Raw genomic sequence first — 13,374 nt, forward strand, 5'->3', positions numbered from 1 at the left:
CCCCCCCCCCCCCCCCCCCCCCCCCCCCCCCCGCCCCCCCCCCCCCCCCCCCCGCGCCCCCCCGCCGGCCGGCCCCCCCCCCCGCCGCCCCTCTGTCGTCACTCGAACCGGACGGTCACCCGGCCGTTGATCAACGTGATGTCCCCCCGGTAGAAGCGCTGGCCCTGGTTCCAGCCGGACCCGACGGCGTCCCCCGTGGGGTAGCCGAGCCGGCCGTTCTCCCAGCCCTGGGCCGCCCAGGCGGCGAGGAAGGGGCCCTGGACGGCGTAGGCGGTGCCGGTGCCGAGCCACCCGCCCGTCTCACCGTTCCAGTAGAGCGAGCCCCCCTGGAAGTGCTGGCCGCACCCGCCGCCGCGCAGGCCGCAGAACATCTCGGAGGTCGGGTACCCCAGGCTGCCGTACTCCCAGCCGTGCCGGGCCCACCGGTCGGCGAAACGCCGGTCGACCACCCGGGCCCCCGTCGCCGGCGACCAGTAGACCGAGCCGTTTTGGAAGTGCTGGCCGCACCCGCCGCCGCGCAGGCCGCAGAAGGTGTCCGAGGTCGGGGAGCCCAGCGGTCCGCGCTCCCAGCCCTGCGCAGCCCAGCGATCGCGGATGGGCCCGAGGACCGCGAGGACGCCCCAGTTGGTGTCGTAGAGCGAGCCGCCCTGGAAGTGCTGCCCCACCCGGTGGTGCACCCCGTGGAAGGGATCCGACGTGGGATAGCCCAGCGGCCCGAACTCCCAGCCGAACTGGCCCCAGCGGACGCCGGTCGGTGCGGTGACCACGTGCGCACCCGACCCCGGGGACCAGTACACCGAACCGGCCTGGAAGTGCTGACCGCAGCCGCCGTTCCGCAGGCCGCAGAAGGCCGCGCCGGTCGGGTACCCGAGCCGTCCCCACTCCCAGCCCTGGGCCGCCCACAGGTCGGCGATCGGCCCGCTGCGCACCGCCACCGCTCCGCTGGCGGGACTCCAGTACACGCTGCCGCCCTGGAAGTGCTGCCCGCAGCCGGTGTCCCGGAGTCCGCAGAAGGCCGCGGAGACGGGATAGCCGAGGGGGCCCCGCTCCCATCCGTCCGCCGCCCAGCGGTCCCGGATCGGCCCGTCGATGCGCACCGGGCTCGTGCGGGCGGACCGGTAGATCGACCCGTTCGCGAAGTGCTGGCCGCACCCGCCGTCCGGCAGGCCGCAGAAGGTGTCGGACGCGGGGACGCCGACGCCCAGGACCAGGGAGCTGAAGGCGCCCCCCGTCCGCTGCCAGGCCTGGACGAGTGCGCTGTCGGTGAGGGCGTACGCCGCCGCGGAGCGGTCCAGCGACCAGAACAGGGACCCGTGGTCGAAGTGCTGCCAACAGACCACGTCGTCCATGCACAGCTTGGTCTCGCGTGGAGCGCCGAGCACGCCTGCCGGGCCGCCCAGTGCGGCGTACTTCGCCTCGATGCGGTCGCCGTCGATCCCCGGGATGCCGGCCGGAGCCGTCGTCGCCGGCGCGGACGTCACCTCCGCCGGCGTCGCCGGCTCCTCGGCGAGTGCCTGCCCGGGCGCGAGCAGCGCGCCGGCCAGCGTCACCGCCACGACCGCGCCGTGCAGCCAGCGCGGTGCGCCGCGCCCCCGTGTCCCCATCGTCCGCTCCTGGTGCCTCGTGCCCGCACCGGCGCGGGGGAGGCGGACGCTAGGGGCGGCCGGCGAGGTCGACACGCCCGACACCCCGCCCGCCGGCCGCACGTGACCGGGACGGGACCACGGCGGCGGATGACGAAGGGGCCCGGGACGACATGTCGTCCCGGGCCCCTCTGCGGTCAGCGGCCGGTCAGGGCCGCAGCGCCGGTGCCGCGTAGTTCAGCGGCAGCAGGAGGGCCGGGTCGCTGATCGGCACCTCCCACACCGCGTCGCCGCCGTCGGGGTCGATGACCTGCCCGGTGCGCAGGAACGTCGCCACCTGCCGCTGGCCCTGCAGCGCCGCCGGGAGGGTCAGCTGCAGCAGGAAGGAGTGCGGGTTGTCGGCCGCGTTCGCCGTCCTGTCGTTGCGGTAGAGGCTGGTCCGCGACCACAGGTCCCCGGCGTCGACCAGCGTGTACGACGTCGGGTTGGGCACCGTCTGGTCACCGAAGGCCACCTGGACGACGACCCGCTCGGGCGCGATGAGCGGCGAGAAGGTCTCCGGGCTGCCCGGCCGGGAGAGCCAGGTGGCCCGCGCCAGGTACTCCTGGATCGCCGCCGCCCCCGGCACGGTCAGCGTCACCGGGCCCTCGCCGCGCAGCGGCATCTGCTCCTGGAAGAAGCCGCGGGTCGGGTCGCTGCTGTTGAGCAGGCCGGCCGCCTGCAGCGCCTGGGTGGTCAGCGGCCGGAACGACGGCGACAGCCGCGCGATCTCGGTGATCGGACCGCCGGGCACGTTGAGCACCGAGCGGGCGATCGCCGGGTCCGCGCCGGTGACCATCGTCCCGTAGATGCCACCGAAGCTCTGGCCGAAGTAGGTCACCCCGCGGCCGGAGAGGTCGGCGCTGCCGTTGCGGTCGACGTCGGTGCCCAGCGAGCGCACCAGGGTCATGACGTCCGCGGCGGTCTGCCGCAGCGCGTCCCGCGACGACGCCGCGGCGATCGCCCCGGTGGCCGAGGAGCCCTCGGTGTTGCCGATGACGCCGTCGCCGTTCTGGTCGACGCCCCGGCCGTAGGACGACAGCCGCGTCGTCTGGCCGCCGCTGGTGACGACCCACTCGCTGCCGGGCCCGTAGCCGTGGCCGACGACGTTGGTGCCGATCGTGGCCAGGCCGGCGTTGGCGTTGCCGACGGCGGCGAGGAAGACGCTCGTCGTCGAGGCGGTGAAGCCGTGGCCGAAGACCGCCGTCGGCCAGCCACCCGTCGGGGACGTGCCCGGCGGGAGGACGGCGACGATCGGCAGCCGGGCCTTGCCCACCGGCGCCGGGCCGCCGTCGCGGGTGGGCGTCTGCCGGATGGAGACGTCGGGCTGCAGCCACGACGGCGCCTCGTAGGAGCCGAAGACCAGCGTGCTGCCGGCCGGGTAGGGCGGGAGCACCACCGGGACGGTCTGGTCGGCGGCGCCGCGGTCCTGCAGCTGCGCGACCGTGGTGCCGGCCGCCGGGAAGACGCCCTCGATCCGCAGGCCCGGCACGATGCCCTGGGCGCGGAGGGCCGCGCCGCTCTCGATCTGCCGGCGCAGGTCGAGCAGGCCGTCGGTCGCGCTCAGCGTGGTGAAGGTGTCCTGGGTGGCCTTGTTGTCCGGGCCGCCCTGCACCTTGAGCCGGTACGTCGTGCCGGGCGCGAGCTGCTCGGCCGGGTGGGCGTACAGGGTGTTGGTGGCCGGGTCCCACACGACGCGGTCGACGCCGGTGCGCCACCCGCCGTGCTCCTCCTGGACGGTGATGCGCGCGGCGGTCGCCGCCGGGTCGACGGGCGAGCTGAACCGCACGGCGATCCGCGGGTCCAGGTCGAAGCCGTCGAGCTGGTTGAGCGACTGCACCAGGCCGCAGGTGACCGGGGCCCCGCAGTCGGCCGTCGGGAGGGCGACCCGCCGTCCGGTCAGCTGGGCCGGGTCGCGGACGGTCAGGGAGTTCGACGGGAAGACCGAGAGGGGCTCGGCCTTCTGCGGGGCGGCCAGCGCGGGGGTCGCGGTGACCGAGAGGGTGGCCGTGAGGGCCAGCGCACCGAGGAGCGACGAGGTCGCCCGGTGCCAGCGTCGTTGCTGCACAGGCTTCTCCAGATGGAAGGGACGAACCGGTCCTTCCTAGCCTCCGGTGAGCCGTATCACAACTGGCGGGTGTTGCAGCCGCTCCTGCTCCACGTGGAACTCCGGTGCCGACCGGGCCGTCGCCGTCCGCCCCGGGGACGCCGCAGCGGCCCGGAGCGGGGTGCTCCGGGCCGCTGCGGGCGCCTGGCTGGGTGGCCGTGTAGCGCCTAGTTGGCCATGTCCACGAAGCGGCTGTAGTGGCCCTGGAAGGCGACGGTGACGTTCGCGGTCGGGCCGTTGCGGTGCTTGACCAGCATGATGTCGGCCTCGCCGGCCCGCGGGGACTCCTTCTCGTACATGTCCTCGCGGTGGATCATCATCACCATGTCGGCGTCCTGCTCGATCGAGCCGGACTCGCGGAGGTCCGACAGCATCGGCTTCTTGTCCTGGCGCTGCTCCGAGCCACGGTTGAGCTGCGACATCGCGATCACCGGGACCTCGATCTCCTTGGCCAGCAGCTTGAGGGCACGGGAGAACTCCGAGACCTCCTGCTGACGGCTCTCGACGCGCTTGCCCGACGTCATGAGCTGGAGGTAGTCGATGACCACGAGCTTGAGGTCCTGGCGCTGCTTGAGCCGCCGCGCCTTGGCCCGGATCTCCATCATCGTCATGTTCGGCGAGTCGTCGATGTAGAGCGGGGCGTCGGCCACCTCACCCATCCGGCGGGCGAGCTTCGACCAGTCCTCGTCCGACAGCGTGCCCGCGCGCATGTGGTGCAGCGGCACCTTCGCCTCGGCCGACAGCAGCCGCATGGTGATCTCGTGCTTGCTCATCTCGAGCGAGAAGATGACGGCCGGCATGTGGTGCTTCACCGTGGCCGACCGGGCGATGTCGAGCCCGAGGGTCGACTTGCCCACACCGGGACGGGCGGCGATGACGACCATCTGCCCGGCCTGCAGGCCGTTGGTCAGCTCGTCGAGGTCGCGGATGCCGGTGGGCACGCCGCGGGCGGTGCCGCCGCGGGAGGCGATGGCGTCGAGCTCGTCCATCGTCGGCTGCAGGACGTCCTCGAGGCGCGAGTAGTCCTCGCTCATCCGCTTCTCGGTGACCTCGTAGATCTCCTGCTGCGCGCGGTCGACGATGTCGTCGACGTCGCCCCGACCGCCGGCCGCGCCGTAGCCGAGCTGCACCACGCGGGTGCCGGCCTCGACCAGCCGCCGCAGCGTGGCCTGCTCGGCCACGATCTGCGCGTAGTAGCCGGCGTTGGCCGCCGTGGGCGTGGAGGCGATGAGCGTGTGCAGGTAGACCGCGCCGCCCATCTTCGACAGCTGGTCGGTGCGGTTGAGCTCGGCGGCGACGGTGATCGCGTCGGCCGGCTCGCCCCGGCCGTAGAGGTCCAGGATGCAGTCGTAGATCACCTGGTGGGCCGGCCGGTAGAAGTCGTTGCCGGTCAGCTGCTCGACGACGTCGGCGATGGCGTCCTTGCTCATCAGCATGCCGCCGAGCACCGACTGCTCGGCGGCGACGTCCTGCGGGGGCTGCCGGTCGTACTCCGGCGCCGTGGCCTGCGGCCGGCTGAAGTCGTCGGCGACCGCCACCTGGTACCTCCCTGTGCTCGTGGGCGCGCGCGGACACAGCCCGGGCGGGAGCCCGGGCCCGGTGGGGGAGCACCAGGACGCGCGACGCTCGTGCCCGAACGTCCGTCCGAGCACGTTGCTACCGGGAGCCACCGACAGTTCTCCGCCGGGACCCGGTGCCGCAGAGGACGGTAGGAAACCGACGGCCGGTCCGTCCAACACCCGTGTGCACCGCGTTCTGCACAACTTGTGGACAAGTCGGTGGACAGCCCGAGTCGACATGTGGAGACGGGCGGGACACCGACCGGCCATCCGCGGGTCCTGCGGGTGTCACCTGCGGGCGCTCCGCCCACGGGCTGTGGACACGAAGAAGTCGGGCGATCCGACGTCCGGGCGTGTCGTGTCGTCCCGTCCGGAACACCGGTCCCAGCAGCCCACCCGCCGGGTCGTACGAGCCCTCGGGCGGCCCCGCGCGCGGCACGGGAGACTGGCCCGGTGGACCCCGCGGACCTCGGCAGCTACCTGTCCACCCGGCGCGCCCGCGTCCGCCCGGCCGACGTCGGCCTGCCCGAGGGCCCCCGCCGCCGGGTGCCGGGCCTGCGCCGCGACGAGGTCGCGCGGCTGGCCGGCACCTCGGTCGAGTACTACACCGAGCTCGAGCAGGGGAAGGCCACGCACCCGTCCCCGCAGGTGCTCGCGGCGCTGGCCCGCGCGCTGCGGCTCGACGGCGACGAGCGCGACCACCTGTTCCACCTGGCCGGCCTCGCGCCGCCGTCGTCGGGCGGCAGCGGGCACGTGCAGCCGGCGATGCTCACCCTGCTCGACCGCCTGGGGACGACGCCGGCGCGGGTCATCACCGACCTCGACGTGACCCTCGCGCAGAACCCCATGGCCGAGGCCCTGCTCGGCGACGCCGGGCCGCGGACCTGGCCCGCCGCGAGCTTCGTCTACCGCTGGTTCACCGACCCCGCCGCACGGGGCCTCTACCCCGCCGAGGACCACCTGCGGCACTCGCGGGAGAGCGTGGCCGACCTGCGCGCCGCCGTCGCCCGCCGGGGGCGCGACGACGAGGCCGAGGACCTGGTGGAGCGCCTGCACGCGGCCAGCGACGAGTTCGCGGCGCTGTGGGCCAGCGGCGACGTCGCCGTGCGGCGCAGCGTCCGCAAGCGGATCGTGCACCCGACCCTGGGCGTGCTGGAGCTCGACTGCCAACGCCTGGTCAGCGACGACGGCCGGCAGCGGCTGCTGTTCTTCACCGCCCCGCCCGGCAGCGCCGCCGTCGGGCAGCTGGAGCTGCTGTCGGTCGTGGGTCGCCAGGACCTCGGGACCCCCTCCGGGGCCTGAGCGCCCCCGTCAGGCGCCGGGAGCCCGCCCGGCCAGCGCCAGGACCGCCAGGAGGGCCGAGTGGTCCAGCGGGGCGCCGCGGGACCCGAGCGCCGCGCCGAGGTCGGCGTCCAGCGCGGCCACCGCGTCGTGCCCGGCGGCGAGCAGCCGGCGCCCCTCGCCGGTCACCCGGAGCCCGGCCCGCCGGCCGCGTCCCGGGCCGGCGGGCGCCACGGCACCGAGCTCGACCAGCCGCCCGACGGTCGCGTGCACGCTCTGCGGCGTCACCCGCGCCCGCCGTGCCAGGTCGGTGTAGGAGAGCCCCTCGTCGCGGGCCAGGTGGCCGAGGACGCCGAACAGCCGCAGGGACAGGCCCAGCGGCGCCAGCCGGCTCCCCAGCAGGTCCTCCACCGCGCGACCGGCGACCACGAGCGCCATCGCGGCGCTGTCCGGCGGCCGGTCTGCCGCTCCTCCGGGTCCCGTCACGGACGGATCCTCCCAGCACCGCTTGTTTCAGTCCGGCTGATACCGTGGCCGCACCGGAGAGAGGAGTCCCATGGCCGCCGTGCTGCTCAGCGTCCACGTGGTCGTCGCCGTCGTCTTCGTCGGCGCGGTGACGATCGCGATCAGCCTGTTCCCCCGCTACGCCCGAGAGGCCCTCGCCGACGGGACGGGCGGCGGGTCCAGCAGCGGGTCCAGCAGCGGGTCCAGCAGCGGGTCCAGCAGCGGGTCCAGCAGCGGGTCCAGCAGCGGGTCGGGCAGCGGGTCCGGAGCCGGGGTGCCGGCGCTGCGCCTGCTGCACCGGGTCACCCGCGTGTACGCCGTGCTGTCCCTGGCCGTGCCCGTCTTCGGCGTCGCGACGGCGAGCGCGCTGGGCGTCCTCGGGAACGCCTGGGTCCTCGCGTCGATGGCGCTCACGCTGCTCGCGGCGGGCCTCCTGGCCGGCGTCGTCCTGCCCGGCCAGCAGGAACTGCTCGCCGCGGCCACCCGGGCCCTCCCGGCCGGCGGCACGCTCGTGGCGGCGCGGGCCCGCGTCGCGCGGCTGGCGGCGGCGTCCGGGGCCTTCAACCTGGTCTGGGTGGCCGTCGTCGTCCTCATGGTCGTGCGTCCGGGGTCGACCGCCGGTGTCTGACCCGGCCGCCCGCCGGCTGGGCGTGGCCACCGCGGCCGAGCTGGTCACCCTCGCCGTCCTGCTGGGGAACCTCGCGACCGTGCACTGGGCGCCGCTCGCCTCGGCGGTCGGGCCGCTGCACGGCACCGCCTACCTGGTGACGGCGGTCCTGGCCTGGCAGCTGCCGCTGCCCCGCGGCGTGCGGCTGCGGGCCCTGGTGCCCGCGGTGGGCGGGCTGCTGGTGCTGCGGGCGGCCGCGCGGCGGGCACCCGGGACGGCGGCGCCCCCGAGCCCGTGACCGGTGCCCTGACCGGCCCCGGAGACGCCGCGGGGGGCGCCGGACGGAGTGTCCGACGCCCCCCGGGCGGTGCTGCGGTGCGTCAGCCGGCGACGACGTCGATCGCCAGCTGGGTGGTGACCTCCGGGTGCACCCGCACGGTGACGGTGTGCTGGCCGGTGGTCTTGATGCTGCTCGGCAGCTCGATGCGGCGGCGGTCCAGCTCCGGGCCACCGGCGGCCGTGACGGCCGCGGCGACGTCGGCGGTGGTGACGCGGCCGAACAGGCGGCCGCCGTCGCCGGCGCGGGCCGGCACCCGGACGGTCAGGCCGGAGAGGCGGCCGGCCACGGCCTGCGCCTCCTCGAGCGACCGCACCTCGCGGGCGGCACGCGCCCGGCGCAGCGACTCGACCTGCTTCTCGGCACCGCGGGAGGCGACGATGGCCAGGCCGCGGGGGAGGAGGTAGTTGCGGGCGTAGCCGCCCTTGACCTCCACCGTGTCACCGGAGGACCCGAGACCGGTGACCTCCTGCGTCAGGATCAGCTTCTGGGTGCTCATGGTCAGCGCGCCGTCGAGGTGTAGGGCAGCAGGGCCATCTCACGGCTGTTCTTGACGGCCGTGGCGACGTCCCGCTGGTGCTGGCTGCAGTTGCCGCTCACGCGGCGGGCACGGATCTTGCCGCGGTCGGAGATGAACTTCCGCAGCAGGGTCGTGTCCTTGTAGTCGATGTAGGTCGCCTTGTCCTTGCAGAACTGGCAGACCTTCTTCTTGGGCTTGCGCACGGGGGGCTTGGGCACTGGGTTCTCCAGGTACGGCTAGATCTGGGTAGAGAGGGATCAGAAGGGCGGCTCGTCGGACGGGCCGGCCGGCGTGGACCAGGGGTCGCTCGCCCCGCCGCCACCGCCGCCGAAACCGCCACCACCGCCGCCGCCGAAACCGCCGCCGCCGCCGCCGCCCTCACCGCGGGCGGCACGGGTGACCTTCGCGGTGGCGTAGCGGAGGGAGGGGCCGATCTCGTCGACCTCGAGCTCGATCACGGTGCGCTTCTCGCCCTCCTTCGTCTCGAACGAGCGCTGCTTGAGGCGCCCCGAGACGATGACCCGCGAGCCGCGGGTGAGGGACTCGGCCACGTTCTCGGCCGCCTGCCGCCAGACGTTGCAGCGGAGGAACAGCGCCTCGCCGTCCTTCCACTCCTGCGACTGCCGGTCGAAGGTGCGGGGCGTCGAGGCGACCGTGAAGTTGGCGACCGCGGCACCCGACGGCGTGAACCGCAGCTCCGGGTCGGAGGTCAGGTTGCCGATGACGGTGATGACGGTCTCGCCGGCCATGCTCAGTGGACCTCGGGCCGCATCAGCTTGGTGCGCAGGACCGACTCGTTGAGGTTGAGCTGGCGGTCGAGCTCGGCGACCGCCGCGGGCTCGGCCTGGATGTCGACGACGGCGTAGATGCCCTCGACGTGCTTCTTGATCTCGTAGGCCAGGCGGCGCCGGCCCCAGATGTCGGTCTTGACGGTGCCACCGGAGTTGGTGACGACGGTCAGGAACCGGTCGAGGGAGGGAGCGATGGTGCGCTCCTCCAGGTCGGGGTCGAGGATGACCATCAGTTCGTAGTGACGCACGGAGAACCCCACCTCCTCTGGTCTGGGCGGCTGCAGGACGTCTGCAGCAGGAGGGTCGTACACGCGTCGCGCGCCCTGCCTGCCGGGACGGCACACGGGACGCGCATGTCGAGCGTACCAGCGCGGCCGCCGACCCCGGCCGGGGACGGCGGCCGCAGGCACGCAGGTCAGGGGCGCCGGCCGCCGGGCGCGCGCAGGGCGAGGTGCGTGCGGACGAGCGCGGCGGTGGCGCCGGCCAGCGCGACGACGGCGAGCAGCGCCGGGAGCGGCAGCCCGACGGCGGGAGGCGGCCCGTCGGCGGTGACGGTGCTGCTCTCCTCGTCGATCGCCGTGCCGTCGAGACCGCGGAGGTCGCCGGAGACGGGCACGGGGACGCCGTCGTGGTTCCCCGGCAGGCCGCCGGCACCCGCGCCGGGTGCACCGGCCGCGCCCCCTCCGGAGGACGCCGCGGGGAGGCCGGGAGCCGCCGCGACCGCGTCGCCCACCGGCGCCATCGCCGCGGCGGCGCCGCCGAGGTCGTAGCCGTACGGCTCGCCGTCGACGCCTCGCGCGGCCGGGGCGGCGGGTGCCGGGGCCGGGGCCTCCGGCGCCGCCTCGGGCTGCGGCGTCCCGGGGACGGGCGGCTGCGGCAGCGGCACGTCGACCGCCGGCAGCTGCGGCAGGCCGACCGACGGCAGGTCGGGCAGCGGCAGCAGCGTGTCGACGACGAACGGCGTCGGGACGCCGATCTGCACCTGCGTCTGCCGCCCGTCGACCGTGACCAGCAGGTTCTGCGGCAGCCGGCCGAGCGCCTGCGTCGTCACCCGGGTCAGCAGCGAGCCGGCGACGGAGGTGTCGGGCACGACGACGCGGTATGTGTAGGTGATCGCGCACTGCGGGAACACGCAGGTCCGGTCGAAGCGCTCGCGGTGCTCGGCGTCCCTCGGCAGCGGGTGGGTGCCCGACGGCGTCTGCAGCGTGACGTCGGTGAACACCTGCGCGGTGACCAGGGACGGCAGCAGCCCGCCCCCGCCGACCTGCACCGTCCTCGGCTCGATCCGGTTGACGAAGGCGACCTCGCCGCCCGGGTCGACCGAGACCAGCGGCGGGGTGAGGTCGCGGATCTCGACGGTGGCCGACGGCGCCGCGCTCGCGGTGGGGGCGAGCAGGACGGCGCCGCCCAGCACCACGACCCCGGCGAGCACCAGGGCGGCGAGCCCGCGCAGGGCCCCCCGCCGGACCCTGCCGCCCCGCGCCGTACCGGTCCCCATCCGCGCACCGCCCCGTCGTCGTCGACGTCGTCCGGCGGGGATCCGCCGTTCCTGGTGTCCCAACGACGGCGTCCACGCGGCGATACGGGTGGGTGCCCGATCCGCGCCGAACTACTGTCGCCGGGGTGGCTGCACACCCGATCGGCGTACACGTCGGCCCCGGACTGACCGAGGACAACCAGCTCGACGACGGCGGCCCGCTCGCCCGCGCCGCGGAGATGGACGCCGACGGCGTGCAGGTCTTCCTGGGCGACCCGCAGGGCTGGAAGGCGCCGCTGCCGCGCCCGGACGCCGAGGACCTGCTGGCCTCCGACGTCGCCGTCTTCGTGCACGCGCCCTACGTGCTCAACGTGGCCTCGACCAACAACCGCATCCGCATCCCGAGCCGGAAGAACCTCGCCGTGAACGCGCGTGCGGCCGCGGCGATCAGCGCCCGCGGGATGGTGGTGCACGGCGGGCACGTGCTGGCCAAGGACGACCCGGCCGCCGGGTTCGACAACTGGCGCAAGACGTTCGCCCGGCAGGCCGAGGACGGGGGCTTCCCGCTGCCGCTGCTCATCGAGAACACCGCGGGCGGCGACAACGCCATGGCCCGCGAGCTCGGCGCCGTGTCCCGGCTGTGGGACGCCGTCGGGGAGTTCGGCGCGGGCTTCGTCCTCGACACCTGCCACGCCTGGGCGGCCGGCTGGGACCTCGCCACCGCCGTCGACGACGTCCGGGCGGTCACCGGCCGCATCGACCTGGTGCACCTCAACAACAGCCGCGACCCGCAGGGCTCCGGCCGTGACCGGCACGCGCCGCTCGCCGCGGGCGAGATCCCGCTGGAGCTGCTGCTGGAGGTCGCCCGCGCCGCCGACTGCCCGGTCGTGCTGGAGACCCCGGGCGACGCCGCCTCCCACGCCGAGGAGGTCGCGCTGGTCCGCGAGGCGCTGGGCTGACCGCCGGCCGGGCGACCTCCCCCACGGCGTCCTGGCTCAGCCCACGGCGTCCTGGCTCACCGCCGACGGTGAGCTAGGACACCGCATGATCAGGCGGCCTGATCGTGCGCGGTCGCCGGCGCAGGACCACCCGGTCCTCCGCGCCGTCCAGGGGGCCGCCGGCGGGGTCGTCGACGGCCGGCCAGGAGGTGCGGACGACGTCGGCGTCGGGGCGCCACACGTCGCGCACCACGAGCGCCATCAGCACGACGACGGCGACGTCGCGCACCACGACGCCGAGGAAGAACCACTCGACGCCGACGCCGCGGTCGTCGGTGCCGAGGTACCAGAGCATCCGGACCACCCACAGCACCGCCTCGGTGGCCTGCCACAGCAGCAGCGAGCGCCAGCGCGGGCGGGCCAGCACCGCGAGCGGCAGCAGCCACAGCGAGTACTGCGGGCTCCACACCTTGGTGACCAACAGGAAGCCCGCGACGAGCAGGAAGGCCACCTGGGCCACCCGCGGGCGCACCGGCACGGCCAGGGTCAGCCAGCCGACCGCGGCCACCACCAGCAGCACGCAGACCGCCACGAGCGCGTTGAGCACGACCGGCGTCTCGCCCTCGGCCAGCGGCCCGTCGAACAGGTCGCCGCCGGCCGCGGTGATGGCGATGTTCCACAGCGTGTCCGGATCGGCCGGCCGGCTGCTGTTGAGCCGGAAGAACAGCGACCAGTTCTCCGGCGCGAGCAGCGCCACCGGCAGGTCGGCGACGAGCCAGGCGGCGCCCGCGGCGACGGCGGCCCGCAGCCACACGCGCAGCGTCCCGGCGCGCACGCAGAGCAGGAACAGCGCGCCGAGCACCAGGACGGGGAAGAGCTTCGCGGCGGTGCCCAGGCCGAGCAGGACGCCGGCGAGCACCGGCCGCTCGCGCGCCCAGGCCCACAGCCCGCACGCGGCGAGGGCGACGGCGAGCAGGTCCCAGTTGGTGAAGGCGTGCACGAGCAGCAGCGGCGAGAGGCCGATGAGCGCCGCGTCCCAGGGCCGGCGGCCGGCCGCGCCCAGCACCGCGCGCACGGTGACCAGCGCGCACAGGCTCAGCAGCAGGCAGGTGGCGACGTAGTAGGCCTGCACCGGCGGCACCTGGGGCAGCAGGCCGGCCGCCGTCGCCACGCTCTCGTAGCCGCGGCCGAGCAGGGCCGCCAGCGCCATGAACGCCCCGGTGAGCACCGGGTACTCGACGGCGGAGTCCAGGTAGGGGAGCGCGCCGGTGTCCAGGCCGTGCAGGCCGAACAGCGGGACGGCGTCGGAGTAGCAGAGGTGGGTGTACTGCACCGACCCGGCCCAGTTGCCGTCGGAGCAGGGCGCCTGCTTGAGCCAGGCGCCGGCGAGCACGACGGTCGCGTAGAGCAGGCAGACCCGCAGCGGCGTCCAGAACAGGGCGCGCCCGGTGACCGCGTGCCGCCCCCACGGGCCGCCGACGGCCTCGCTGGCCTGCGCGGCGACGGGGTCCGACCAGGTCGGCACCACGCGGTCGGGCCGGCCGGACGGCGCCGGGAACGCCGCGGGCCCGTCCGCCGGCGTGGGTGCCGGGGCGGACGGGCCCGAGGGGGTGGAGCTCACGTGTCCAGTG

Annotated in this window: 14 protein-coding genes; 4 read left to right on the plus strand and 10 right to left on the minus strand. The window is 75.2% G+C overall.

The features are described 5' to 3' along the window. Positions 1-98: 98 nt before the first annotated feature. From ACI78R_RS19965 to dnaB, 3 genes are all read right to left on the minus strand, one after another. Positions 99-1,604: an LGFP repeat-containing protein gene (locus ACI78R_RS19965; protein WP_457042022.1), complete on the minus strand. Its 1,506-nt coding sequence runs from the start codon at positions 1,602-1,604 to the stop codon at positions 99-101. Between the two features lie 187 nt (positions 1,605-1,791). Next, positions 1,792-3,690, minus strand: coding sequence for an Ig-like domain-containing protein (locus ACI78R_RS19970; protein WP_457042023.1), 1,899 nt, complete (start codon positions 3,688-3,690; stop codon positions 1,792-1,794). Positions 3,691-3,896: 206 nt separating this feature from the next. Beyond that, on the minus strand, positions 3,897-5,267 hold the full coding sequence (gene dnaB, locus ACI78R_RS19975; RefSeq protein WP_073422045.1) for a replicative DNA helicase: 1,371 nt from the start codon (positions 5,265-5,267) through the stop codon (positions 3,897-3,899). Between the two features lie 474 nt (positions 5,268-5,741). Here dnaB and ACI78R_RS19980 point away from each other — a divergent pair, with 474 nt between their 5' ends. Then, entirely contained in the window at positions 5,742-6,590 is an 849-nt protein-coding gene (locus ACI78R_RS19980; protein WP_073422046.1) for a helix-turn-helix transcriptional regulator, read from the plus strand. A 9-nt stretch (positions 6,591-6,599) separates the two neighbouring features. On the opposite strand, the gene ACI78R_RS19985 is transcribed toward ACI78R_RS19980, so the two are convergent. Continuing rightward, entirely contained in the window at positions 6,600-7,055 is a 456-nt protein-coding gene (locus ACI78R_RS19985; RefSeq protein ID WP_457042024.1) for a MarR family winged helix-turn-helix transcriptional regulator, read from the minus strand. Positions 7,056-7,125: 70 nt separating this feature from the next. Between ACI78R_RS19985 and ACI78R_RS19990 the strand changes: the two genes are divergently transcribed. Both ACI78R_RS19990 and ACI78R_RS19995 read left to right on the plus strand, forming a co-directional pair. Further along, positions 7,126-7,701, plus strand: a complete 576-nt coding sequence (locus ACI78R_RS19990) for a hypothetical protein (protein ID WP_457042025.1) — start codon at positions 7,126-7,128, stop codon at positions 7,699-7,701. Next, positions 7,694-7,978: a hypothetical protein gene (locus ACI78R_RS19995; RefSeq protein ID WP_073422049.1), complete on the plus strand. Its 285-nt coding sequence runs from the start codon at positions 7,694-7,696 to the stop codon at positions 7,976-7,978. Before ACI78R_RS19990 ends, ACI78R_RS19995 begins: the two co-directional genes overlap by 8 nt. Positions 7,979-8,060: 82 nt before the next feature. Here ACI78R_RS19995 and rplI read toward each other — a convergent pair whose 3' ends face one another. The 5 genes from rplI to ACI78R_RS20020 all read right to left on the minus strand — a co-directional run bounded on the left by rplI (position 8,061) and on the right by ACI78R_RS20020 (position 10,826). Further along, complete coding sequence (gene rplI, locus ACI78R_RS20000) at positions 8,061-8,516, minus strand: 50S ribosomal protein L9 (RefSeq protein WP_073422050.1); 456 nt, start codon at positions 8,514-8,516, stop codon at positions 8,061-8,063. Between the two features lie 2 nt (positions 8,517-8,518). Then, entirely contained in the window at positions 8,519-8,755 is a 237-nt protein-coding gene (rpsR, locus tag ACI78R_RS20005; protein WP_073422051.1) for a 30S ribosomal protein S18, read from the minus strand. Positions 8,756-8,794: 39 nt separating this feature from the next. Beyond that, positions 8,795-9,286 (minus strand): single-stranded DNA-binding protein, encoded by a 492-nt coding sequence (locus tag ACI78R_RS20010; protein ID WP_110909081.1) that lies wholly within the window; start codon positions 9,284-9,286, stop codon positions 8,795-8,797. Positions 9,287-9,288: 2 nt separating this feature from the next. Beyond that, on the minus strand, positions 9,289-9,576 hold the full coding sequence (gene rpsF, locus ACI78R_RS20015) for a 30S ribosomal protein S6 (protein WP_075014203.1): 288 nt from the start codon (positions 9,574-9,576) through the stop codon (positions 9,289-9,291). 167 nt (positions 9,577-9,743) lie between these two features. Beyond that, positions 9,744-10,826, minus strand: a complete 1,083-nt coding sequence (locus ACI78R_RS20020; RefSeq protein WP_457042026.1) for a hypothetical protein — start codon at positions 10,824-10,826, stop codon at positions 9,744-9,746. 125 nt (positions 10,827-10,951) lie between these two features. Here ACI78R_RS20020 and ACI78R_RS20025 point away from each other — a divergent pair, with 125 nt between their 5' ends. After that, positions 10,952-11,764, plus strand: coding sequence for a deoxyribonuclease IV (locus ACI78R_RS20025; RefSeq protein ID WP_457042027.1), 813 nt, complete (start codon positions 10,952-10,954; stop codon positions 11,762-11,764). A 73-nt stretch (positions 11,765-11,837) separates the two neighbouring features. Here the strand turns inward: ACI78R_RS20025 and ACI78R_RS20030 are convergent, their stop codons facing one another. Further along, positions 11,838-13,364 (minus strand): glycosyltransferase family 87 protein, encoded by a 1,527-nt coding sequence (locus ACI78R_RS20030; protein WP_457042028.1) that lies wholly within the window; start codon positions 13,362-13,364, stop codon positions 11,838-11,840. Between the last annotated feature and the right edge of the window lie 10 nt (positions 13,365-13,374).

The sequence above is a fragment of the Geodermatophilus sp. SYSU D01106 genome (assembly GCF_054049995.1).